Consider the following 272-nt stretch of genomic DNA (forward strand, 5'->3'; position numbering starts at 1 on the left):
TCGTGAACAGCCACTCGGTCCCAGGATTGTATCTCGACAATCACATCGAAGGTAGGAGGCGCTTTACGCTCCAGGATGGTTTTCTGGGTGCCGCGCCGTCGCGCTTCGTCGTCGCCCAGGGTTACCGATTGGATACCTCCCACCAGGTCGGAGAGAGTGGGGTTCAGCACCAGGTTTTCCAGAGTGTTGCCATGGGCTGTGGCGATGAGCTGTACCCCCCGCTCGGCGATGGTCCGGGCTGCCAGCGCTTCCAGCTCGGTGCCCATCTCGTC

Annotated in this window: 1 protein-coding gene; it reads right to left on the bottom strand. The window is 61.8% G+C overall.

The features are described from left to right. On the bottom strand, positions 1 to 266 hold a 266-nt coding region (locus PZC42_RS21340; protein WP_277214149.1), incomplete at its 3' end, for a hypothetical protein. Positions 267 to 272: the final 6 nt, after the last annotated feature.

Source organism: Isoptericola croceus (assembly GCF_029382255.1).
Lineage (GTDB): Bacteria > Actinomycetota > Actinomycetes > Actinomycetales > Cellulomonadaceae > Isoptericola > Isoptericola croceus.